This is a genomic window from Bifidobacterium choerinum, from assembly GCF_000741135.1.
Lineage (GTDB): Bacteria > Actinomycetota > Actinomycetes > Actinomycetales > Bifidobacteriaceae > Bifidobacterium > Bifidobacterium choerinum.
The window spans coordinates 93,165-116,599 of record NZ_JGYU01000003.1 but is presented as its reverse complement, the minus strand read 5'-3'; the positions used below and the strand labels follow the sequence as shown (position 1 = coordinate 116,599).

Genomic DNA, 23,435 nt, shown 5'->3' with positions numbered 1-23,435 from the left:
ACGTACGTTGCCGAGCGCACCCGCGGCGCGCGCCGGGTCATTTCTTCTTCGGAGCGAAGACCTTCGCGACGATCCTGCCGATGAGATTGAGGATGAGCACGACGATGATGAGCACGAGCGCCGCCGACCACGCGCGCTCCATCGGGATGCCGGTGACGCAGCCGCTGCCGGCGTCGGCCGGACAGTTCGCATGGTACTTCGAGTACTCCTGGTAGACGTACACCGGCAGCGTCGTCATCTCGCCCGAGAATAGGTTCGCGTTCGTCGAGACGATGTAGCCGGCCGTCATCAGCAGCGGCGCCGTCTCACCGATGACGCGCGCGATCGCGAGGATCGACCCCGACACGATGCCGGAGAGCGCCGTGCGCAGTACGACCTTCGTGATCGTGCGCTGCTTCGTGACGCCGAGCGCGAGCGACGCCTCGCGCAGGTCGTTCGGCACGATCTTGAGCATTTCCTCGGTCGTCTTGACGACGGTCGGGATCATCAGCAGCGACAATGCGACCGAGCCTTCGAAGCCGCTGAGCGTGCCGGGGCCGACGAGGATCGCGAACATCGAATAGGCGAACAGGCCGGCGACGATCGACGGGATGCCGCTCATGACGTCGACGAGCAGATGGATCGTGCGCGCGAGCTTCGAACCGCCGGCGTATTCGATCAGATAGACGGCGCACATGATGCCGATCGGAATCGAGATGACCATCGCGCCGAGCGTGATCTCCAACGTGCCGATGATTGCGTGCAGGATGCCGCCGTAGCCGCCCGACGGCGTCTGGTTGCCGCCGATGACGTTCGTCATGTTGTGCGACAGGAAGTCCCAGTTGAGGCGGCGCGCGCCGTGCACGAGCGTCGTCCACAGCACCGAGATCAGCGGGATCAATGCGACGACGAAGGCGAGGATGATGAGCACGCGCATCGCGATGTCCTTGCGCTTGCGCGCCGCCGTGTACGAACGGGTCGGGCTGAACTTGTCGAAATCGATGGCCGGCGCCTGGTCGGCCTTCGGCGAGGACTGCGGTTGGTCCATCACTTGCTCGCTTTCTCGGTGATGCGGCGCGCCAGCAGGTTCACGAGGAACGTGATGACGAACAGCACGAGGCCGGTGCCGATGAGCACCGAGACGCCGATGCTGTCCGCCTCCGGATACTGGGCGGCGATGTTCGCGGCGATCGTCTGGTTCTGCGACGCCTGCAGCAGGCGGAACGAGTACTTGAGTCCGGGCGACAGGATCATCAGCACGGCCATCGTCTCGCCGAGCGCGCGGCCCAGGCCGAGCATCGACGCCGAGATGATGCCCGAACGCGCGAAGGGCAGCACCGACAGCCTGATCATCTCCCATTTCGTCGCGCCGAGGCCGAGCGCGGCCTCCTCGAGCAGCTTCGGCGTCTGCAGGAAGATGTCGCGCGTGATCGACGTGATGATCGGCAGGATCATGATCGCGAGCACGAGCGCGACGGTCGCGACGGTGCGCGGCGGGTTCGCGGCGGGGCCTGCGAACAGCGGGATCCAGCCCAGATGCTCGGCGACCCAGTTCCAGAACGGGTAGATCGCCGGCACGAGCACGAGGCCGCCCCACAGGCCGTAGATGACCGACGGGATCGCGGCGAGAATGTCGACGATGTAGCTGAGCACGGCGGCGAGGCGCTTGGGCGCGTAATGCGAGATGAACAGCGCGATGCCGATCGAGACGAAGAACGCGATGACGAGCGCGAGCGCGGCGACGAGCACGGTGCCGAACAGCAGCGGGCCGACGTAGCTCCAGAAGTTCGTCGCCTTGCCGCCGGTGAAGTTCGCGATGATCGCGTTGTTCGCCTGCTGGTTGCCGCCGATGAGCGGCCATGCGCGGAACAGCAGGAACAGCGCGACGGCGGCGAGGACGACGAGGATCAGGATGCCGCAGGCGTAGGCGACGCCGCGGAAGACGCGGTCGGCCTTCTCGCCGCTGACCGGCTTCGTCAGCGACGAAGCGGAGGTTGAGGAGGGTTTCGATGCCGATGTCATGGGACTCATTTCACTTCCATCGCGTCCACGGAGGCGCGCACGTATGCGGCGATGTTGTCGGGCAGCGGCGCCGAGCCGGTCGCCTTCATCGCCTGGTCCTGGCCCTTCGCGCTCGTGACGTAGCCGAGCCACGACTTCGCGAAGCGAGCCGTGTTCTCGTCGCGGTAGGCGGGGCAGGCGATGTCATAGGAGACGAGCACGATCGGGTACGCCCCTTCGGCGCTCGTCGTGTGGTTGATGTCGAGGACGACGCGGTGCTCGCCGGCGGCGGATTCGTCGAGCGCCGAGTCGGCGACGGCCTTCGAGGCCGCCTCTGCCGAGATCTCGGTGTAGCCGTCGCCGACCTTGATCGCGACGGTGCCCATGCCGCCGGCCTGCGAGAAGTCGGCGTAGCCGATCGTGCCGTTCGCCTGGTCGATCGTCGAGATGACGCCCGACGTGCCCTTGGCGCCCTGGCCGACGTCGTTCGGCCAGTTCTCGGAAAGCTCGTACTTCCAGTCCTTCGGCGCGGCCGCCTTGACGTATTCGAGGAAGTTGAGCGTCGTGCCGGACTTGTCGGAGCGGTGCACGACGGTGATCGGCAGGTCGGGCAGCTCGAGGTCCGGGTTCTGCCGGGCAAGCGCGGCGTCGTTCCAGCGCGTGATCTTCCCGTCGAAGATCCTTGCGACCGTCGCCGCATCCATGTTGATGTGCTTGCCGGCGTCGGAGACGCCGTGCAGGTTGAAGACGATCGCCAGCGGCGAGATGTACACCGGCACGTCGAAGGCCGTCTGCCCGGCGCACACCTGCTTCGACTCCTCGATCTGGCGGTCGTCGAGCGGCTTGTCGGAGCCGGCCCAGACGGTCGCGCCGGTCAGGAAGGTGACGACGCCCGCGCCGGAGCCGGACGGGTTGTAGGAGATCTTCGCGTCCGGATTCGTCTTCTGGTAGCCGGCGATCCACGCCTCGACGGCGGTCTGCTGCGAGGACGCGCCGGCGCCGGCGAAGCTGCCCGAGATCGATGCGGCGTTCGTCGACGGACGATGTCCCGGATCGACGTTGTCGCCGCACGCCGCGCCTGCGACGACGACGATGATGCCGCACAACGCCGCGAGCGCGCGCCGGGCAAGATTGCTACGCATGTGGTGTCCTTTGGTCACGATGCCATTCTATCCAACCAATCCAGTGTAGGTGACGGCGCCGATGCGCCGGCGCCGGAAAAGTGAATTTAGCGTGAACGATCATGCGCCGATGCGGTAGCCGACGCCGCGCACCGTCGTCAGCAGCGTCGGATGCGCCGGGTCGTCCTCGATCTTCGCGCGGATGCGTTTGACATGCACGTCGAGCGTCTTCGTGTCGCCGACGTAGTCGCTGCCCCAGACGCGCGCGATGAGCTGATGGCGCGTGAGCACATGCCCCTTGTTGCGCAGCAGGTATTCGAGGACCTCGAACTCCTTGAGCGGGAACGCCGTCAGCTCGCCGTGCACATGCACCTCGTGCGCGGCGACCGACATCTCGACCGGGCCGCAGCTGAGCGTGCGGACGGCGTCGGCGCGCGCGCCCGCGTCCTGGCCTTCGAGGCTGCGGCGCAGCACCGCGTGGATGCGCGCGAGCAGCTCGCGGAACGAATACGGCTTCGTCACATAGTCGTCGGCGCCGATCTCGAGTCCGACGATGACGTCGTTCTCGGTCGACTTCGCCGTCACCATGATGATCGGCACGCGGCGCAGCTCGCGCATGCGCCGGCACAGCGTCATCCCGGAGACGCCGGGCAGCATCAGGTCGAGCAGCACGAGGTCGAACTCCATCTCCTCGTAGATCGACCACGCCTCCTCGCCGGTCGCCGCACCGTAGGCCTCATAGCCTTCGCGCGTGAGCTGGTAGAGCAGCGGGTCGAGATACGACGGCTCGTCCTCGACGATCAGTATGCGGGTCATCGCCCGTCCTCCTTCCTGTTGCCGGTCGAAACGTCCGCATCGACGCCAGCGGTGGCCGGCGATGCGAGCGGCAGCGTCACCGTGAACGTCGACCCCTCCCCCGGTCGCGACCACAGATCGATATGCCCATGATTGGCCCGCACATGGTGGTTCGCGATCGACAGGCCGAGGCCGGTGCCGCCGGTCAGCCGCGAACGCGCCGGGTCGACGCGGTAGAAGCGTTCGAAGACGCGCCCCTGCAGCGGTTGCGGGATGCCGACGCCGTGGTCGACGACGCGGATGCGCGCCTCGTCGCCGGCGCGCGCGAGCTCGACGGCGACGACGGCGCCCTCGGGCGAATAGTTGATCGCGTTCTCGACGATGTTCTTGAGCGCGATGTGCACGCCGACGGCGTCGACCTCGACCGGCAGCGGCATGCCGTCGGCGTCGTCGCGCAGCTGCACGTCGGCGTGGCGCGCCGCCGCCGTGACCTCGGTGTCGGCGATTGCGTGCGCGACGAGGTCATGCACGTCGACGACCCGCACCGTCCGCTCGCCGCCGGCGCCCATGCGTCCCAGTTCGATGAGGCGGCGCACAAGCCCGTCGAGCCGCTTCGCCTCGACGCCGATGCGCACGGCGAAATGGCGGATCATGTCGACGTCGTCTCCGGCATCGTCAATCGTCTCGGCGAGCAGCATGATCGCGCCGACCGGCGTCTTGAGCTCATGGGAGACGTTCGTCACGAAGTCGCGGCGTACACGGTCGACGCTGCGCCGGTAGTCGGTGTCGGCGCACACGAGCGCGATCCGCCCCGGCGCGAGCGGCTGCGCATGCGCGGCGACATGCGCGCGCCGCCCGTCGCGGTCGAGCGTCAGCTCGCGGTCGATGGGACGCTGCGACGCCTCATGCACAAGCGCGCGCACGGCGTCGTCGGCGAGCATGCCGTCGTGGACGAGGCCGTGTTCGCGCGCCTCTTCGTTCGCGACGAGCACGGTGCCGGCGGCATCGACGATGACGACGGCCTCCTCGAGCATCGCGAGCATGCGGCGCTCGGCGTCGACGGCGGCGACGTCGGCGAGGCCGCCGAACAGCGCGCGCGTCCGCGGAGCGCGGTCGCGTGCATGCGCCGCGCCCGCACGGTAGGCGACGACGGCCACGGCGGCGATGACGAGCACGGCGGCGACGGCGAGCGTCGCCGCGAGCGACGGCGTCGTCATCTCACATCCTGCACAGGATCTCGACGGCGAGCTTCGCGGCCGTGTCCGCGTAGGCGCTCACGTCGAAGGTCCTGAAGTCCTCGTAGTCGGTGTCGGCGTTGTCGCTCATCGCGCGGATGACGAGCGCGGGCACATCGTTGCGGGCGGCGACATGCGCGACGGCGGCGCCCTCCATCTCGACGGCGTCGGCGTGCGTCTCGCGGATGACGCGTTCGACCTGTTCGGGCGAGTCGACGAAGTAGTTGCCGGAGGCGATGACGCCGTTGACGTGGTGGATGCCCATGTCGTCGAGCGCAGACTCGGCGAGCGCGATGAGCCTGGGGTCGGAGTGGAACTCCTCGGTCTGCGGCTTCCACTGGCCGACGAGGCGCATGTCGGTGTCGAGGTAGCGCAGCGTCTCACCGAGGACGATGTCGTTGATGTGCAGGTCGGGGTTGAGGTTGCCGGCGATGCCGGAGAACAGCACGGCGTCGGGCTGCGCGACGTCGATGAGGCACTGCGTCGTCGCGGCCGCGTTGACGAGTCCCATGCCGCCGACGGTCACCGAGACGGCGAGTTCGCGTCCGTCGTGCGTCGGCAATGTGCCGTGCGTGATCGTCAGGCTCGCGCGTCGCTCCTCGGTGACGTCGTTGAGCGACGCGGCGATGTGCGCGGCCTCCTCCTCGAGCGCGCTGATGATGGCGACGGTGCTGAAGCTGGCCATGGCTGTCCTTCCGGTTGTTCGATTGATGTTGGCGCGCGCGTTCAGCGCCAGCGGCGGGCGCTGACGGCGTCGGCGAGTTCGTGCAGCAGACGGTCGGTCTCGGGCCAGCCGATGCAGCGGTCGGTGATCGACTGTCCGTAGACGAGTTGGTCGAGCGGCGCCTCCGGCTGGTTGCCGCCGACGAGGAAGCTTTCCATCATGACGCCGGTGATGCCCTGCTCGCCGTCGGCGATGCGCGCGGCGATGTCGCGTACGACGGCGGCCTGACGCACCTCGTCCTTGCCGGAGTTGCCGTGCGAGCAGTCGATGATCAGACCGTGCGCGGCGGCCGTGTCGGCGCCCATCAACGAGCGGATCATCGCCATCGCGTCGGCCACCGACGCGGCGTCGTAGTTCGGGCCGTGGCTCGAGCCGCGCAGCACGACGTGACAGTCGGGGTTGCCGAGCGTCTCGACGGCGCAGGCGCGCCCCATATGGTCGATGCCGAAGAAGGTGTGCTGCCCGGCGGCCGTGATGCAGCTGTTCATCGCCGCCTTGACCGAGCCGTCGGTCGCGTTCTTGAAGCCGATCGGCATGCTCAGGCCGCTCGCGAGCTGGCGGTGGACCTGGCTTTCGGTGTTGCGCGCGCCGATCGCGCCCCAGCTGATCGCGTCGGCGATGTACTGCGGGCTTGTCGGTTCGAGGAATTCGGTCGCGGCGGCGAGGCCGGCGCCGAGCACGTCGAGCAGCGTTTTGCGGGCGAGCAGCAGGCCCTTCTGGATGTTGTGGCTGCCATCGATGTCCGGATCGTTGATCAGGCCCTTCCAGCCGACGGTGCTGCGCGGCTTCTCGAAGTAGACGCGCATGACGATGAGCAGCTCACCCTCGAGCTCCTGCTTGACCTCATGGAGCCGGCGCGCATAGTCGAGCGCGGCCTTCGGATCGTGCACCGAGCACGGGCCGACGATGACGAGCAGACGGTCGTCCTGACCATACAGGCAGGCGCGAATCTCGTCGCGCGAATAGGCGACGATGTCCTGCGCGGCCGTGCCGAGCGGCAGCGCGGACAGCACCTGCGCCGGCGTCGGCAGCGGATCGAGTTCCATGACGCGGCGGTTGATGATGCGGTCGATGCCGACGGCGTCCTCCCAATGCGGCAGGTCGGGGATCGCCGTGAGCGGATTGCCGCCGGCGGCCATGACGGCGTGCACCTCGTCGAGCTTGGCCGACGTGTAGGTCATCGGCTCGCCGTTCTCGATCGCACGGCGATGGTCCTCGGAGAACGTATGCCTGGGCGTGTCGCCGTGGCGCGGATCCTGATCACTGATGGCCATGATGCTCCTTCTTGTTCCGGCCTCAGCTTAGCAAGGGGCGCCGCACGACGCGACCATCCGTATCGTCCCCGCGCATCACTGCGGGCAGACGGCGCGCATCAGCATCTGCTCGTAGGCCTGCGTGCCCAGTTCGTTCGGATGCGTGCCGTCGTCGTACAGGTATTCGGGATGCGCGCCGGAGAGCGCCGACCAGTCGATGACGCCGACGTTCGGATGCGCCTTCGCGGCGTCGACGAACAGCTGGTTCGTCTGGTCGATCCACGCGACGGGCGCCCGCGTCGTCAGGAAGTACAGCGGCCTTCCGTTCGCCAGACGGATGACCTCGTCGACGCTCTCCTGCGTCGGCGGACCGTTCGTGCCGAGCGCGAAGACGATGAGCTGCGGATCCTCGCTCGTCAGGTACTGGCGCAGCAGGTCGACGCCGGTGCCGAACTGGCGGCTGACCTTGCCGTCGACGTGCGCGTTCGGGAAATACTGCATGAGCGCCGGCGCGACGCCTTCGGTCACCGAATCGCCGACGACGAGCATGCGCACGTCGCAGGTCCCGGCGGCCCTGTCGCAGTGCCAGCGCGACGGGTCGAGGTTGTCGGGGGCCTTGAGTGCCTCGACCTTCGGCTTCGGCGGCGCGGGTTTCGAGGTCGGTGTCGCCGGAGCGGCCGGCGTCGACGCGGTCGGCGACGGTTTCGGTCGGCGTTGCGCGTCGAGCTCCTTCCTCGCCTGCTCGGCCGTCATGCCGAGCTCGGGGCGCAGCGCGACGGCGCGTTCGTGCGTGAGCTGACGCCACGGCAGCGGCAGCAGCAGGATGACGATGATGACGACGCCGGTCACCGCGCCGATGAAGGCGCCTGGACGCTGCGTGCGCTCCGGGTTGTCACGCCGGCGGCGCGTCCACGGCAGCCACGGTGCGCCGCGCAGCGCCTCGACGCACTGGTAGAAGACCTCGCCGACGGCGAGGATGACGAGGAACTGCCCGACCACGAGCCACCACGGCGTATGCGCGCGCGTCGCCGGATTCATGACGAGCAGCAGCGGATAGTGCACGAGGTACAGCGAGAACGAGCGTGAACTCAGATAGGCGAGCGCCTTGACGCCCATCGCATGGCCGAAGACGCCGGGCAGCATGCCCGCCCACAGCATCGTCGCCGTCAGCAGCGCGTAGAGCAGGAAGCCGCCGCGGTACAGCCACGAGGCCGAGGCGTCGACGACGAACATCGAGACGACGAGCACGGCCAGGCACAGGAACACGCCGCCGGCAACGATGCGCCGCATGGTGACCGGCAGCACGTACGAGCCGATATGCAGGTCGCGGCGCCAGCCGTCCCACGGCACGAGCGTCGGCATGTCGTCGCCGTCGGCGCGGTGCACGAGGACGGCGAGCAGCGCGCCGACGAGCAGCTCGGCGGCGCGCGTGTCGAGGCCGTAGTACATGCGCGACGTGTCATGCCCCGGCATGTACAGCATCGCCATTTCTATGCTCGACGCGGCGATGAGCGCGGCGATCGCGCATGCTCGCGCCCATCTGCGGCGCATGAGGCGCACGATGAGCGCGAGCAGCAGCGGCCACAGCAGATAGAACTGCATGATCAGGCTCGTGTACCACAGATGCGTCAGCGGCGACGGCAGACCGGCGGCGTCGAAATACGAGACGTGGCGGAAGATGTACGACCAGTTGCTGTAGAACAGCGCGCTCGGCACGGCGTCGGCGCGCAGCTTGAGCAGCAGCGACGGCGCCCACAGATAGACGACGACGGCTGCGAACGCGATTGTCGTGAGCACCGGCGGCCAGATGCGGCGCGCGCGGCGCACGACGAACTTCGGATACGAGCAGCGTCCCGACTCGAGCAGCCCGAGCAGGCCGCGCGTGATCAGGAAACCGGACAGCACGAGGAAGACGGTGACGCCGAGGAAGCCGCCGACGGCGAGCGACGGGCGCGCGTGGTAGAGCAGCACGCCGCCGATCGCGAGCGCGCGCAGACCGTCGATGACGCGGATGTGACCGCGCGGCGCCGATTCGCGGCGCGCGATGGGACGCGGTGGTGTCGACTCGGCAGGTGCGGCAGGCGTGGGGGCGCCGTCACGCAGCTGCGACGCATTGCTGCTGGCGATGATGCGTTGCATCGTGCGATGCGCCCGCTCAGTTGCCGCGCCGTGCGGCGACGGCGTCGGCGAGTTCACGCAGCACCTGCTCGGTGCGGCCCCACGGCACGCAGGCGTCGGTTACCGACTGGCCGTAGACGAGCTGGTCGAGCGGCGCCGGCTTCTGGTGGCCGCCCTTGAGGAAGCTTTCCATCATGATGCCGAGGATGCCGCGTTCGCCGGCGGCGATGCGCGACGCGATGTCCTCGACGACGCGCGCCTCGACGACCTCGTCCTTGCCGCAGTTGCCGTGCGCGGCGTCGATGACGAGGCCGTGGTCGCTCGGGCCGCTCGCCTTCGACGCCCTGAGCGCCGCGAGCGCGCCGGCCACGGAGACCGGGTCGTAGTTCGGGCCGCTGCTCGAACCGCGCAGCACGAGATGGCAGTCGGGGTTGCCCTTCGTCTCGGCGGAGATGACCTGGCCGTCGAGGTTGACGGACAGGAAGTGGTGTTCGAAGGCGGCCGTGTAGCACGAGTCGGCGGCCGGCTTGATCGAGCCGTCGGTCGCGTTCTTGAAGCCGATCGGCATGCTCATGCCGCTCGCCAGTTCGCGGTGCACCTGGCTTTCGGTGTTGCGCGCGCCGATCGCGCCCCAGCTGACGAGGTCGCACAGATACTGCGGCGTGATCGGGTCGAGCCATTCGGTCGCCGCCGGCAGGCCGAGCGACAGGACGTCGGTGAGCACCTTGCGCGCGAGCCACATGCCCTTGCGGATGTCGAAGCGGCCGTTGAGGTCGGGGTCGTTGATCAGGCCCTTCCAGCCGATCGTCGTGCGCGGCTTCTCGAAGTAGACGCGCATGACGATCATCAGGCGGTCCTTGAGCTCCTCGTTGAGCGCGGCGAGCCTCGTCGCATACTCGTGCGCGGCCTTCGGATCGTGGATCGAGCAGGGGCCGACGATCGCGAGGACACGGTCGTCGCGGCCGTGCAGGATGTCGCGGATCTGACGGCGCGAGGACAGGACGAGCTCGCTCATCGCGTCGGTGAGCGGCAGCTCCTTGATGAAGTAGCGCGGGGCCGGAATCGGGTCGAGCTGACGGATGTTGACGTCGACGGTCTCGGGGACCACGGCGCGCGCGTCGAGCACATTGTCCTGCGAACTGTCCGGACCACGAAGGGCTGCCATCGTTCGTTCCTCTTCCTCTCATCGATCCTTGTGCATGTTCTTGAACGTTCCCGAGCGGGAAATCGGATACCCATACTAGGACACATCCCCTGACGTATCGCCGGCATGTATCGCAAAGCGGCGCGCAGGCCGTAAAGCCTGCGCGCCGCATGACAGGAATCAGCGGGAATCGTCCGGCGTGCCGTTCGCGCCGAGCGGACGCGGACGTGCCGGACGCGTCTTACGCGAGCGCACCCATCGGGTCCCATGCCGGCAGCATCGTCGCCGGCTCGTCGAGCGCCTTGAGGTACTCGTCGGGCAGCATCGCCTTCGGCACGGCCACCTCGAAGACGTACTGGTCGAACCAGTCGTCGCCCATCGTGAAGTAGCCCTTGTCGGCGATCTTCGTGCCCCACGAGTTCTCGACGCGCCAGCGGCGGGTCGTCTTGCCGTCGTCCTCGACGTCGACGCCGACGAAGGCCATCGCGTGGTTCATCGCCGAGTCGCCGAAGCGCACGCGCTGCTCCTTTGTCATGTCGAAGTCGACACGGTACACCTTGTCGTACTCGAATAGGTCGGTCGCCCATGCGCCGTCGGTGCGGTCCATCATCGGATGGCAGTCGGCGCCGAACCACACCGGGATGCCCTGCTCGACGAGGATGTCGCGCACGCAGTCCTTCATGAACCGCACCGGCACGTTGAGGTATTCGGTCGGGTCGCCGCCGGCCACATTGCCCAGATGCTCGATGCCGATCTTCCGGCCCTTCGCGTGCTCATGGCGCGGGTCGTCGACGAGGCAGACGTAGCTTTCGAGGTCGGCGGAGCCGACGTACTTGTTCCAGAACTCCTGCGGCGTGATCTCGCCGTCGCGGTGGAAGATGCCGTCAGCGTCGGTCCACTCCCAGTGGAAGCGCTTCGGCGGCTCGCCCAGATGAATCGTGAGCATGCGGTGGCCGGCCTCGACGGTGCGGCGCACGATGTCGTCGATCCGGCTCGGATCGTCGACCATATGCGCGACGGCCGTGTGCAGCAGGCGGCGCAGCTGCGTGTTCATCTCGCCGGTGTTCTTCGACGACTCGGTCTCCGGATACAGGTCCTTCGGCACGGCGCCGTACTTCTTGTAGACGTTGAGCGCCATCGTCCACTGGCCGCCGTCGCCCATGACGTCGGCGAGCATGTGCTGGAACAGGCGCGAGTCGACCGGCTCGCCGCCGCGGATCAGGTCGGCCATGTCGCCCATGAAGTAGTTGATGCGCTCGAGCTTGTCGTAGTACATCGCGTAGTTCTGCGAGAACTCGAACTCCTTGAGGTTCATGTTCTTCTTCGCGACGAAGCGCGCCACGTTGAGCGAGCTGAACAGCCAGCAGCGGCCGGAACGGTCCTGATGGGTCGCCTCGCCGTTGTCGACGACCGTCGAGAAGCGGCGCTGCAGCAGGCGCGCGCGGTCGTAGTTGCGCGCGACCTTGTCGATGCCGGCGCTCGTGACGGCGTTCATCGCCATGCGGTTGACGGGGTCGGAGTCGAAGTCGGCGGTCAGCTGGTTGAGTTCGTCGGCGGACAATGGGGTGATTGCGGTCAAGGTCTCTCCTTGCTCCTTTGTTGTTCTGTTGTTCTCTGATTGTTGGTTGGTCGGCACGTGGTACGTCCGGTGGTATGTGAACGCTCGGAACGCGTGTGGGCACGGCCGTTCCGGGCGGTCGCGGGATGCGGCGTCAGTCGGTCAGCTGCGTGGCGTCGGGGTCGTTGTCGCTCGCGTCGAAGGCCGTCGTCGGCGCATCGTCGCGTCGTCGGCCGTGTCGGTCTCGGTCACGTCGATGACCTCGGTCGCGCTCTCCTCGGCGTGCGGCGCGGCGGCATCGGCGGCGTCGTCATGCTCGGACATCGTCGGCGCCGGCGGCACGGTCGGCGCGTGCTGCGCGTGGTCGTCGATGAGCACCGTCGAATCGGCGTCGTCGACGTCGGTGTCGGCGTCGGCGTCGTTGTCGGATTCGACGAAGGCGTTGACGACGGACATGTTGTCGGTCGAATGCGCGTTGTCGACGCCGAGGCCGAAGCCGGCGAAGGCGTTCGCGAACATCGAACGCAGCTCGGAGACGCGCTGCGTGATGTCGGCCTCGCGGCGCTGCAGGTCGCCGATGCGCTTCGTCAGGCCGTCGAGTTCGGACTGCGCGGCGCGGCGGCGCTGCTCGATCTGGTTGCTCGCCTCCTCGCTCGCCTTGCGCACGATCTTCGCGGACTCCTCATCCGCCTCCTTGCGCTTGTGCGCGGCATAGGCGTCAGCCTCCTCGCGGATCTGCTTCGCCTCGGCGATCTGCGTCTCGGCCTCCTCCTTCGCCTGCTGGCGGCGCTCCTCGAGGCTCTTGAGCAGCTCGGCGACCTTCTTCGTCGCCTCGTCCTGCTGCGCGGCGATGTCGGCGCGGATCTGCTCGACCTCGGCGTTGACCTGGCTCATCGTCTTCGTGCGGTTGACCTCGGCCGTGTCGGTGATCTCCTGCGCGTGCGACTTCGCGGAGTCGGTGATCTCGCCGGCCTTGCGCTGCGCCTCGGTCATCAGCTTCGACACCTGCTCGCGCACGTCGGCGAGCTTCTTGTTCGCGTCAGCGAGCGCCGTCTCGATCTGGTCGTTCGTCTCGCTCTTGAGGCGCGCGATCTCCTCGTTCGCGCTGCGGCGCTGGTCGCTGATCTGCTGCGTCGCCTGCGCGCGCAGCTCGGCGAGTTCGCGCTCCTGCGACGCCTTCTCGGCCTCGAGGCGCTTGACGTGCTCCTCGCGCGAGTTCGTCAGCTCGAGGTCGAGAGTCTGACGCTGCTCGCTGACGGTCTTCGCCGTCTGCGCCTTGAGCTGGCTCGCCTCCTGCTGCGCGTTCGTGATGATCGTCGTCGCCTCGTTCTGCGCGTTCTTGAGCATCGTGTCCGCCTTGGCCTGGGCGTCGTCGACGAGATGCTGCGCATCGAGCTTCGCGTTGTTGATCAATGTCTGCGACTGCGACTGCGCTTCGACGCGCGCGCTCGCCGCATCCTTCTTCGCGCGTTCGAGCAGCTCGGTGCTCGTCTGTTCGGCGGAGGCGAGCATCTGCTGCGCGTTCGCGCCGAGCGATGCGAAGGAGTTGTCCGAGGTGGCCTTGCGGTTCTTCTCCTCCTGCAGCTGCGCCTGCAGCTGCAGCACGGTGTCGTCCCCGGCCTTCACCTGTTCGCGCAGACGGTCGATCGTCGTCTGCGCCGCAATCATCGCCTCATCCACACGTTCTTTGTCGTAGCCACGCAGCACGACCGGGAATCGCTCAACCATTAGTCATTCCTTTCGCGAAAGGGTGTTCGCAGGACCTTCGCGTGCGTCCGCGACGCACATCTACAGCTTGCACTCTAGTCTATGCATATCGCCGGCCGCTGTCGCAACACGCGGAAACTCACATTGAGCGCAAAACACGCCCCGCGGCGTCTTCGCCGCGGACCGGCGCGCAGCCGTCTACAGCAGGATGTCCTCGCTCGTCGGCTGCAGATAGTAGCGCGCGCAGGCGCGCACGACGTCCTTGCCGGCCTGGATCTGCTGGCGCAGCGACAGGCCGTGCTGCGGATGCGGCTGCTCGTTGACGAGCGGCAGGTTGACGAAGCCGCCCATCGTGTCGCCGCGCTGCGCCGCCCACTCCTGCAGATGATAGAACAGCGCGTTGCAGACGAAGGTGCCGGCGTCCGAGCTCAGCGTCGCCGGGATGTCGTCCTTCGCGAAGGCGTTGAGGATCGCGCGCAGCGGCAGTCCGGTCCAGTAGGCCGCCGGGCCGTGTTCGTTGATGACACGGTGGCCGGGGATGACGTTCTCGGCATCGGGACGCGTCGTGTCCTTGAGGTTGATCGCGCAACGTTCGAGCAGGATGCCGCGCGCCGCCCGCTTGAGGCCGGTCGCGATGACGATGTTCGGCTGCACCTGCTCGAGCGTGTCGTGCAGCTTCGCCCAGCCGTTGCGGAAGCTGACCGGCACATGCACGGCGTGCACATCGATCGCGACATCGTGCAGCGGGTCCTCGATGTTGTTCCGGTCGACGTCGACGCCTTCGTTCGCGAGCGCGTCCGGCACGACAAGCGACGGGTTCACGCTGACGCCCTCATAGGGGTCGAATCCAGAAATCACGACGGTAAGTTGCTCCATGCCTCCCCAGTGTAGACGCGCGACGCCACCGTGGCGGGAATCGGCGGCGGCGCGCGTGCAATATAATCGTCATACCGACGCATCAGCGGGCATGGGCGCGGATGGCGTGCGCACGCAGGCCGCGCGATGTTCTCCGAGCGCCGAATGCGCGACGGCGCATCAATGACGGATGGGACGGAACGCCCGCACGACGTACGCGGCACCGGCGGGGCTCCACGACGGAGGCGGACACGATGACGAACTCAATACCCCAACAGTATCTCCATTTCCTCTATCTGATCATCGGCGTCATCGTCGCGGCCGCATTGGTGGCGCTGCTCGTCAAGCTGGTGCAGCTGCTCGTGCAGGAGGTCCGGCGCGACCGTTTCTTCAAGGAATACGGCGTGGCCGTGCCGAAATCCATACGGATGCGCAAGGCGAAGCATCCGCATGCGACGGGATCGTTCGCTCTGGGATATCCGGCATGGGCGGCGGCCAAACGTGACGGCACCCGCGACCGCCGTTCCAACAACACGGCCGTCATCCATCGTCTGAGCGTCATATTCGTCGGCCGATGGAAGATGCTGGGCAGCGACCCCTTCGCCGCCTACGCCTTCGTGCAGCAGCTGCGCGCCGCCGGGATACCGGTCGACTACTGCGCGGAGGAGCGGGCCAAGCGGGACGCCGTCCTCGGGCAGCTGCGCGCGCGGCGCACCGCCACGAGCATCGACGCCATCATCCAGAGCTTCAGCGGCAATCCGACGGATTTCGAAGGCTTCTGCGCCGACCTGCTGCGTCAGTTCGGATGGCAGGCGCAGGTGACGCCGCCGAGCCGGGACGGCGGCTTCGACCTCAGGCTCCACGGCCCGACCGGGACGAGCTACATCGCCGAATGCAAATGCTACAGCCGCAATCACCATATCGGCCGCCCGATGCTGCAGAAGCTGCAGGGCGCCAACATGACGGAACACGCGCAGGGTCTGCTCTTCATCACGACGAGCCGGTTCACGTCCGACGCGCTCGAGTACGCGCGACAGGTCGGCATGCAGCTCATCGACGGCGCGCAGCTCGTGCGCCTCTGCCAGGAGGCGGCGCAGTCGCAGGGCGATGTGCAGCCGCCCGAATCGGCCTTCGCCCTCACCCGGGCGGACCTCATGCAGCACATCCCCGCCGACATGCGCGGACAGGCTTGGTGATGCCCCTGAACGGCGCCGCGTCCACACCGGCGTCGGCGTCCTCCACCGCCCCCGTCCCGCAGCGTTCGTCTGAACTGGTTCCGGCGTGGATACCGGCGGGAACGCCGGAAAATGCTCCTCCTCAGCCCAGATGCATCCGGATGAACCCCGGAGACACACAGACCGGCAAGGGCGCGCCCATGCAAACGCGGCGCACGGGGCCGTAACCCCGTGCATCGCGTTTCGTGTTGCGCCGACGGCGCGGACGGTTCAGCTCAGCGCCTGACGGAACATCGCATGCACCTGCTGCTTGGCGGCGGCCTTCGTGATCTCGCCGGCGATGAGCGTCGCGAACGGCATGTCGTCGCGCGTCGTGACCTTCATGTTGAGCGGCGAGCCGCCGACGATCGCCACCGGCGTATCGGGCAGGTAGTCGACGACGACGCGCGTGTCGTCGGTCGGACGGAAGTCGGGGTCGTCGGACGCGAGCTCGTAGGCCTCGTGGATCGTCGCGAAGCGGAAGGCCTGCGGCGTCTGCGCACGGTACGAATGGCGCCGTTCGGGCACCGACTTGACGACCTGACGGTCGCCGAGGTCCTCGGTGAGCAACACCGTGTCCGTCGACGGGCATGCGACGGTGGCCGCGTCGAACTCCTCGAGCGCGTCGATGCAGCCGTCGATCTGCGCCTGCGTGACGAAGGGCCGCACCGAGTCGTGGATGAGGATCTTCGCGCCGCCGGGCACGCCGGCGGCCGACAGCGTCTCGAGCGCCGCGGCCGTGCTGTCCGCGCGTTCGGCGCCGCCGTCGATGACGGCACGCACCTTCGTGTCGCCGCAGTCGGCGATGAGCTGTTCGATCGCGGCACGCACCTGCGCGTTGACGACGACGACGATGTCGCTGACGCGCGCGTTACGCTCGAAGGCGTCGATGCTCCAACCGACGATCGGTTTGCCTCCGACCGTGACGAGCTGCTTGGGGTTGTCCGGGTCGAAGCGCAGCCCCGAGCCAGCGGCGAGCACGACGGCGACGACCGGCACGTCCTTATGTTCCTGCGTCCGCGCGTCGGCGGCCGTGGTCATGTCCTGTTGTTCCATGATTGGTCCTTTGCGAAAAATCCAACGGTGGTCCGGCCGCGTCTCACTGACGCACGATGAGCGCGAGCATGCGACCCTCGCGGCTCTTGTGCGCGAGCTGCGCGCGGCGGTGCGAGAACCACAGCGGGTTCTCGAGCGTGCACATGCTGTGGCGGATGCCCTTGATGCGTTCGTCGAGTTCGGGGTCGCCCTCGTTGTCCTCGCGGCACAGCTGCTGCAGTTCCGCGTCCTGCGACAGGTACTGCGTGGCCGCGTTGACGCGCGGCTGCGACGAGAAGATGTGCTTCGGGGAGACGCCGGCCTCTTCGAGCGACTGCAGCGCCGCCTTGTTGATGTCGATGCCGGGGCCGCCGAAGCGCGTGAGCGTGAAAGTGCCGGGGAAGCGCGCGTCGAAGGCGTCGGCGATCTCGTCGCCGACCTCGTAGCAGTCGCCGCAGATCGCGGGTCCGAGCGTCGCGAGGATGTGCGCGGGGTCGGCGCCCTTGTGCTTCATCATCTCGACCGTCTCGGCGACGACGCCGGCCATCAGGCCCTTGCGTCCGCAGTGCGCGGCGGCGATGACTCCGGCGACCGGGTCGGCGAGCAGCACCGGCAGGCAGTCGGCGGCGAATACGCCGAGCGCGATGCCGGTCTTCGTCGTCACCTGCGCGTCGCCTTCGATGATCTGCACGGCGCCGTCGACCGATTCGACATCGTCGACGCCGTCGCTCGGCCGCTGCACGGCGATCGCGCCGTCCTCCTCGCGCACGGCGGTGCGCTGCGTGCCGGAGGCGTCGAAACCGAAGGTCGCGTTCTCGGTGAACACGTCGTCAGTGTCGATCGCCTTCGCCGAATGCACCTGATTGATGATCGATAGTTTCGCGTGCAGTTCGTTCGCGAGCGCGTCGCGGTTCGCGCGCACATGCGCCGGATCGTCGCCGGACTTGCCGCCGAGGTTGAAGTGCGCCCATTCGTCGGTGCTCACGCCGCCGAGCCGCGTCGTGTAGACGACGTTGATGCCGGGGGCGAGCACGATCGGGATCGTCACCGGGATCGGGTTGCCTTCGTCGTCGGTCGGTTCGATCGCCGAGCTGTCGAGGATCGCGTCGTCGTACTGTTTGCCGTCGGCGTCCTTGGCGTCGTGCTCGCACGCCGCCTTGTCCTGCTCCTCCATCGTCTTCTTGCCGTGCGCCTGCACCGCCTGCAGCAGATCATCGAGGTTGATCTGCTGCAGATGGTGCTGGCGTTCTGCGTGCTGTGCGTCGTGCTGTGCGCTCGTCTCTTCGGGCTGCGCGTCGTGTGCTGTTGCTTCACTCATACCGCTCACTTTAGCGCCTGCCGCACGCCGGTGGCCGCCGTCCTATGCTCACGCAATAACGGATGCGGTCATTCCGCTTTGAGCGTCGGCTTCTTCGTGCGTGAACGCAGCGCCGCGTTGACCGGCACTTCGACGTCGAGCGGCAGCGAGAACACGTGCGCCGGATTGTTGACCATCGGCACGTCGTCGCCGTCGGCGTCGCGGATGCCGTGGTCGGGCACGATGTATTCGAGCGGCGCGCGTCCCGGCAGCAGGAACTCGACGAGCTGTCCCGGCTCGATCTTGTTGCGGCTCATGATCGTCACGCGGCCTCCTTCGTCGGGGCTCCAGCCGAGCGTCTCGCCGACGACGAGCCATTCGCGGAAGTACGCGCTGCGGTCGGTGTTCTGCGTCACCTTCTGCTCCGGGTAGTAGAAGCCGGTGCTGTAGTCGCGGTGCGCGACCTTGTACGGCTCCTCCATCAGCCAGTCGGGCAGTTCGACGTGCGGCGCCGGACGCACGGCGGCGTGCCGCCATCCGTCGGCTGTCTCCTCGGCGTACGCGCGCTGGCGGTCGAGGCCGCTGCGGCGCGCCGCGCGGTTCGAGATCTCGGCGTCGGCGGCTGCGTCGGTCGCGGCGGCGGCCGTCTCCTCGCCTTCGTCGTTCGCGCTGTCCCAGTTCGGCATGCCGCAGAACGCGGCGTCGGCGTTCGCCATGATCGAGTCGACGCCGGCCGCGTCGTCCGCCGTCTCCCCCGCGCGCATGACGCGGTCGCGGAACGGCTTGAGCTCGTTGCCGTCCTCGTCCTCGAAGCCGCGCTGCACCATGTATGCGTTGACGGCGGTCTTGTACGCGTTCGTCATCGCGGCCACGTAGTACGCCGACTTCGAACGCCCCTCGATCTTGAGCGACGTGGCGCCCGAGTCGATCAGATCGTCGATGTGCGCCATCATGTTCATGTCCTGCGAGTTGAACAGATAGGTGCCCTGCGCGGTCTCCTCGACCGGGAACACCTGCCCGGGGCGTTTCTCCTCGACGAGCGAGTACTTCCAGCGGCACGGCTGCGCGCATTCGCCGTGGTTGCCGTCGCGGCCGGTGAGGTAGTTCGAGATGAGGCAGCGTCCGGAGAAGGCCATGCACATCGATCCGTGGACGAAGGTCTCGATGTCGAGGTCGTCGGGGATGTTCGCGCGGATGTCGCGCACGGCCTGCAGATCCATCTCGCGCGCGAGCACGACGCGGCGCGCGCCGAGCTCGTACAATGCGTTCGCGGCGAGGTAGTTCGTGACGCCGGCCTGCGTCGACACATGCAGTTCGAGTTCCGGCGCGATCCTGCGCGCGAGCATCATGACGCCGATGTCGGTGACGATGAGCGCGTCGACGCCGGTCGTCTTCAGGTCGTTGATGTACGCCTCGATCGCCGTGATCTCGTTGTTCCTCGGCAGGATGTTGAGCGTGACGTAGACGCGCGCGCCGCGCTCATGCGCGTAGCGTGCGCCCTCGGCGAAGTCCTCGATGCTCAGGTTGCGCGGCGCCGAGCGCATGCCGAAGGCCTTGCCGCCGCAGTACACGGCGTCGGCGCCGTAGTCGACGGCCGTCTTCAGTCCGCGCAGATTGCCTGCCGGCGCGAGCACCTCTGGTTTCACACGACGTTTCATGCCCGATTCCTCCTGTCGTCGTCACGCCGGACGTTGCTCCGCCATCCGCGCGACCCCGTTTTTGCCGCACCCCAGTCTAGCCGCAACGCCGCCCCGTACCGTGCCCGCCCGATTCCTTCCACATTCCTTCCACGCCCCGGTTCCTCTTCCCCATTCCTTCTCCCTTCCATCCCAGATTTCCTCCCGCATAGCGTCCCGGTCCGTCGATCAGCCCGACGGCCCCACCCGCAAAACGGGCCATTTCCGTCCCGACCCGTCAACCAGCCCGATGAACCCGACCGCTCCGTCCCGATCCATCGATCAGCCCGACGGCCCCACCCGCAAAACGGACCGATTGTGGGACGAACCGTCGAGCCAGTCGATAAAACCGACTGCAATCAGCACCGCGACCGGACCCCGGCCACCTCCTGCGACCAAGCCCCAGCCGTCCACCGGCCCAGTATGTGCGGGGCCGGCCCCGCACATGGCTGAACCATGCGGCGGGACCGGCCCAGACGCAGCTTCCGGAGCGAATCCCGGAGGCAAATCTCCCTCGACAGCCGTCAGCCGAGCGTCGCGAGCTCCTCCGGCGTCAGTTCAAGGTCGCCGGCCTTGAGCGAATCGAGGATCGTCGCCGGACGGTGCGCACCCGGAATGACGAACACGTGGTCGCCCTTGGCGAGCTCCCATGCGAGCACGATCTGCTGGTAGCTGACGCCGCGCCGTTCGGCGATCGCGCGGAACGGATCGAACTTCGATTCGTCCTTCGGTTTGCGGAAGCCGCCGAGCGGACTCCAGCACACGAAGCTGATGCCGATCCTAGCCGCATGCTCGAGCGTGTCCGCCGTCTCGGTGTAGATCGGCGAATACTGGTTCTGCACGGCGATCAGCTTATCGCCGAGGATCTCCTGCGCGATGTCCATCTGTTCGATCGACGCGTTCGACACGCCCGCCTCGCGCGCCACGCCCTCGTCGACGAGCTGCTTGATCGCCTCGATCGACTCGCCGTACGGGATGCTCGGATCCGGCCGGTGGAAGTACAGCAGGTCGATCGTGTCCACGCCGAGCGCGAGCGCGCTTTCCTTCGCGCGTCGTATCAGGTTCTCCGGCGACCCGTCGACGTCCCAGGTCGGCTTGCCGTCGGTGAAGTTGCGGTAGTGCCCGACCTTCGTCGCGATGAGCACCTCGTCCTTCGGACCGTCCCAGCTGGCCATCGCCTCACGCACGAGCTTCTCGCCGGTCTGCTCCTCGCCGCCCGAGCAGTAGTACGCCCACGCCGTGTCGATCTGGCGGCAGCCGGCGTCGAGCGCCGCATGGATCGTCTCGACGCCCATGTTCGGCCCCAGATTGTTCTCAATGGTCAGCGGCATTTCGCCAAGACCGATCGCCGTCGTGTCGAACGGCCCCATGTTCCTGTGCAGTACCATCGCTGCTCCTTCGCGGTTGTTGACGATTCGGCGCGGCGCACCGTGCGGCGCGCCCCGTCACCATCATAGAAATCGCCCGGTAATTCCCGGCGCCGCAAGCGCGGCGCACATGGGGCCAGGCACGCCACGCAACGGCCCCGAGCGTCGCACCGCACGCCGCACGACCGCGCGCCGCACAGCCCCCGCGCGGGGCCCAGCGTCCGCCGCCTCAGCCCGCGCCCGGACGGCTGTTCCAACCGCCCGATCCGCCGCTGAACGCGCCGGACGCCGCCGAGAGCACCTGCGCGACGTCGCCGAAGCCGACCGCGAACCGTGCGCCGAGATCGACGAAATCCCCGACCATCGGCACGCCGTCGCGCAATCCGCCGCCATGCGCGTGTCCGCGGCGGAACGAACGGTCCATCCAGTAGACGAGCGAGTAGTCGTCGCCGCCGGCGGACGCCCATGCGGGGTCGGTCAGCTGCGCCATCGCCTTGTCGGCGATGCCGAACGCGGTCGCGTACACCATGTAGCGTCCCCACAGTTTCACGTCAAGCACACCGCGGTCGGCGAAATGGCTGAAGTCCTCGAGATATCTGCCGAGGCCGCGCACCTGCGCCGCGAGCCGCATGCCTCGCTCGTCGACGTCGTACTGCGTCTGCCTCATCAGCTGCACGCCGGCGACGGCGGCGGCCACGACGACGATGACGATCGGCAGCAGCGCGCCTCCGGCCCTCCACAGCCATATCAGCGCCGCGAGGAACGCGCAGGCGTAGGAGAGGATGGCAGACGCGCGCACCCATCGCCCGCTTCGGGCACACGCCGAGCTCGCCCATCTCGGCGATGCAGCGTTCGTGGAACGAGCGCGACAGCTCGCGCGCGTCGTCGCCGTCGCCGAGACACTGCGCGCACTGCCGCGTGTCGAAGACGACCGATCCTAGCCGCTGGCCGGTCGCGCGCAGCATGTCGCGCGCCGCGCGTTCCGACATGCACAGCTGCCGTTGGCACGACGCCATGTCGAAGGCGCGCGGCAGCAGCACGATCGTGCTCGTCGTATCGTCGTCGCCCGCGCCGCGCGCCGAGGCCATCCGCGCGAGCGTCGTCGCGTCGGTCCTGAGCATGTCGATGCCGCGGTACCGCTCACCGGCCCGGATACATGCGCGCGAATCCCTTCGTCACGAGCGACAGCATCGTCGCGCCCAGCTGGCGGCCGCCGAGCCGCTTGTCGGCGGTCACGCCGTTGGCGATGTCGTAGACGAGCGCCGCCGCGCCCGGACTGATCGGCGGCAGGCCGCGCCAGTACGGCATGATCGCCTCGAGCCGTCCGCGCAGCCGACGCTGTCCGAGCACGAGACGCATGCCGATCGCGGCGATGACGGCGGCGATGAGCAGCAGCAGGCCGCTGACGACGAGCAGTCCGCGCGCCGACGACTGCTGCTCGTACCGCCATCGCGCCTCGCGTTGCCGTTCCTCGTCGTTGAGCTGCCGTCCGCTCACTGTGTCCGTCCACGCCGGCCGTGCCACGCTGCCCTCCGGCAGCATCGCCGTCAGCTGGACGTATGATCGCGCGCGCACGTCGTCGATGCCGAACGTGAACATGCCGTCGCGGTACGCCGTCGTCGACGTGCCGTCGTAGTGCACCCACATCGTCGAGTTCGCCTCGTCGACGGCCTGCGGGAAGCGCACCGTCGCCGAGAACCTGCGGATCGGCGACTCATTCGTCTCGTCGACCGGCTGCCAGTTGAAGACGTCGTTGCCCGGGCAGGCGGTGACCATGCCGGCGAGCGTCATCGTTACCTCGAAGCGCATGCTCTTCGCCGTCTTCGTCGGCGGGATGTTCCAGCCGATCTCGACGTTCTTCACGATCGACTGCGATGAGCCAGCGCGGATGCCGTTGGTGTGCGGATCGTATGGGCGCAGCATGTCGCCCTGCGTCGCGATGTACCACTGCCGCGCGTGCCGGATGTCCCAGCCGCCGTCATCGTACAGGCTCGCGTCCACCGGGTCGCCCTGCCGGTACGTCTCGCCGGTGCTCAGATTGCGCACCTGTTCGACGGCGACGTTCGTCACGCCGGACGCGGACAGCGGAATCGTGCGGTGCAACTGCTTCCATGACTTCGACGAGTCGCGTCTGCCCAGCCGGTAGTCGAGCGTCATCGTCACGCGCGTGTTGCCGTTGTCGAGCACCTCGATGTCGTAGGACGTCTCGTTGTACGACAGCGGCGCGAACGGCTGCCCGCGCACGGCGACGGCGAGCACGAGCAGCACGCCAGGCGCCACGAGCAGCACGCTCGCCAGCACGATGTTCTTCGTCCGTTTGGTCATCCGTGTCCCCCGCCATGTCGACTATGCCGTT

General features: G+C 67.8%; 18 protein-coding genes and 1 pseudogene. 1 reads left to right on the top strand and 18 read right to left on the bottom strand.

Annotation, left to right across the window (positions count from 1 at the left end; all coding sequences use genetic code 11):
• Positions 1-37: 37 nt before the first annotated feature.
• The 12 genes from pstA to BCHO_RS03425 all read right to left on the bottom strand — a co-directional run bounded on the left by pstA (position 38) and on the right by BCHO_RS03425 (position 14,511).
• Positions 38-1,027, bottom strand: coding sequence for a phosphate ABC transporter permease PstA (gene pstA, locus BCHO_RS03480; RefSeq protein ID WP_029675485.1), 990 nt, complete (start codon positions 1,025-1,027; stop codon positions 38-40).
• Positions 1,027-2,001, bottom strand: coding sequence for a phosphate ABC transporter permease subunit PstC (gene pstC, locus BCHO_RS03475; protein ID WP_024541006.1), 975 nt, complete (start codon positions 1,999-2,001; stop codon positions 1,027-1,029). Before pstC ends, pstA begins: the two co-directional genes overlap by 1 nt.
• 5 nt (positions 2,002-2,006) lie before the next feature.
• Positions 2,007-3,122 (bottom strand): phosphate ABC transporter substrate-binding protein PstS, encoded by a 1,116-nt coding sequence (locus BCHO_RS03470; RefSeq protein ID WP_024541007.1) that lies wholly within the window; start codon positions 3,120-3,122, stop codon positions 2,007-2,009.
• A gap of 99 nt (positions 3,123-3,221) precedes the next feature.
• Entirely contained in the window at positions 3,222-3,917 is a 696-nt protein-coding gene (locus BCHO_RS03465; RefSeq protein ID WP_024541008.1) for a response regulator transcription factor, read from the bottom strand.
• Positions 3,914-5,113, bottom strand: a complete 1,200-nt coding sequence (locus BCHO_RS03460; RefSeq protein WP_024541009.1) for a sensor histidine kinase — start codon at positions 5,111-5,113, stop codon at positions 3,914-3,916. Before BCHO_RS03460 ends, BCHO_RS03465 begins: the two co-directional genes overlap by 4 nt.
• A 1-nt stretch (position 5,114) precedes the next feature.
• Complete coding sequence (gene mtnN / locus BCHO_RS03455; protein WP_024541010.1) at positions 5,115-5,816, bottom strand: 5'-methylthioadenosine/S-adenosylhomocysteine nucleosidase; 702 nt, start codon at positions 5,814-5,816, stop codon at positions 5,115-5,117.
• 41 nt (positions 5,817-5,857) lie between these two features.
• Positions 5,858-7,036: a 3-deoxy-7-phosphoheptulonate synthase gene (locus BCHO_RS03450; RefSeq protein WP_051354885.1), complete on the bottom strand. Its 1,179-nt coding sequence runs from the start codon at positions 7,034-7,036 to the stop codon at positions 5,858-5,860.
• Positions 7,037-7,204: 168 nt separating this feature from the next.
• Positions 7,205-9,247: an acyltransferase family protein gene (locus BCHO_RS03445; RefSeq protein ID WP_081707968.1), complete on the bottom strand. Its 2,043-nt coding sequence runs from the start codon at positions 9,245-9,247 to the stop codon at positions 7,205-7,207.
• Between the two features lie 16 nt (positions 9,248-9,263).
• On the bottom strand, positions 9,264-10,391 hold the full coding sequence (locus tag BCHO_RS03440; protein WP_024541013.1) for a 3-deoxy-7-phosphoheptulonate synthase: 1,128 nt from the start codon (positions 10,389-10,391) through the stop codon (positions 9,264-9,266).
• Positions 10,392-10,611: 220 nt separating this feature from the next.
• Positions 10,612-11,949 (bottom strand): C1 family peptidase, encoded by a 1,338-nt coding sequence (locus BCHO_RS03435; RefSeq protein WP_024541014.1) that lies wholly within the window; start codon positions 11,947-11,949, stop codon positions 10,612-10,614.
• A gap of 141 nt (positions 11,950-12,090) precedes the next feature.
• Positions 12,091-13,656 (bottom strand): cell division protein, encoded by a 1,566-nt coding sequence (locus BCHO_RS03430; protein ID WP_237743028.1) that lies wholly within the window; start codon positions 13,654-13,656, stop codon positions 12,091-12,093.
• A gap of 177 nt (positions 13,657-13,833) precedes the next feature.
• A complete protein-coding gene (locus BCHO_RS03425; protein ID WP_024541016.1) occupies positions 13,834-14,511 on the bottom strand; it encodes a pyroglutamyl-peptidase I in 678 nt (225 codons plus the stop codon).
• A gap of 233 nt (positions 14,512-14,744) precedes the next feature.
• Here BCHO_RS03425 and BCHO_RS08750 point away from each other — a divergent pair, with 233 nt between their 5' ends.
• On the top strand, positions 14,745-15,686 hold the full coding sequence (locus BCHO_RS08750; RefSeq protein WP_024541017.1) for a restriction endonuclease: 942 nt from the start codon (positions 14,745-14,747) through the stop codon (positions 15,684-15,686).
• A 249-nt stretch (positions 15,687-15,935) separates the two neighbouring features.
• Here the strand turns inward: BCHO_RS08750 and BCHO_RS03415 are convergent, their stop codons facing one another.
• From BCHO_RS03415 to BCHO_RS03390, 6 genes and pseudogenes are all read right to left on the bottom strand, one after another.
• Positions 15,936-16,760, bottom strand: a complete 825-nt coding sequence (locus tag BCHO_RS03415) for an IspD/TarI family cytidylyltransferase (RefSeq protein WP_024541018.1) — start codon at positions 16,758-16,760, stop codon at positions 15,936-15,938.
• Between the two features lie 43 nt (positions 16,761-16,803).
• Positions 16,804-18,057, bottom strand: a complete 1,254-nt coding sequence (locus BCHO_RS03410) for a purine nucleoside phosphorylase YfiH/LACC1 family protein (protein WP_024541019.1) — start codon at positions 18,055-18,057, stop codon at positions 16,804-16,806.
• Between the two features lie 68 nt (positions 18,058-18,125).
• Complete coding sequence (locus tag BCHO_RS03405; RefSeq protein ID WP_024541020.1) at positions 18,126-19,694, bottom strand: peptidase U32 family protein; 1,569 nt, start codon at positions 19,692-19,694, stop codon at positions 18,126-18,128.
• Positions 19,695-20,236: 542 nt separating this feature from the next.
• Positions 20,237-21,100 carry an aldo/keto reductase gene (locus BCHO_RS03400; RefSeq protein WP_024541021.1) on the bottom strand — a complete coding sequence of 288 codons (864 nt, stop codon included), beginning with the start codon at positions 21,098-21,100 and terminating at the stop codon, positions 20,237-20,239.
• A gap of 208 nt (positions 21,101-21,308) precedes the next feature.
• Positions 21,309-21,893: pseudogene (locus tag BCHO_RS03395) on the bottom strand (DUF2207 family protein); the annotation flags it as partial.
• 326 nt (positions 21,894-22,219) lie between these two features.
• On the bottom strand, positions 22,220-23,404 hold the full coding sequence (locus BCHO_RS03390) for a DUF2207 domain-containing protein (RefSeq protein WP_034256172.1): 1,185 nt from the start codon (positions 23,402-23,404) through the stop codon (positions 22,220-22,222).
• Positions 23,405-23,435 lie beyond the last annotated feature (31 nt).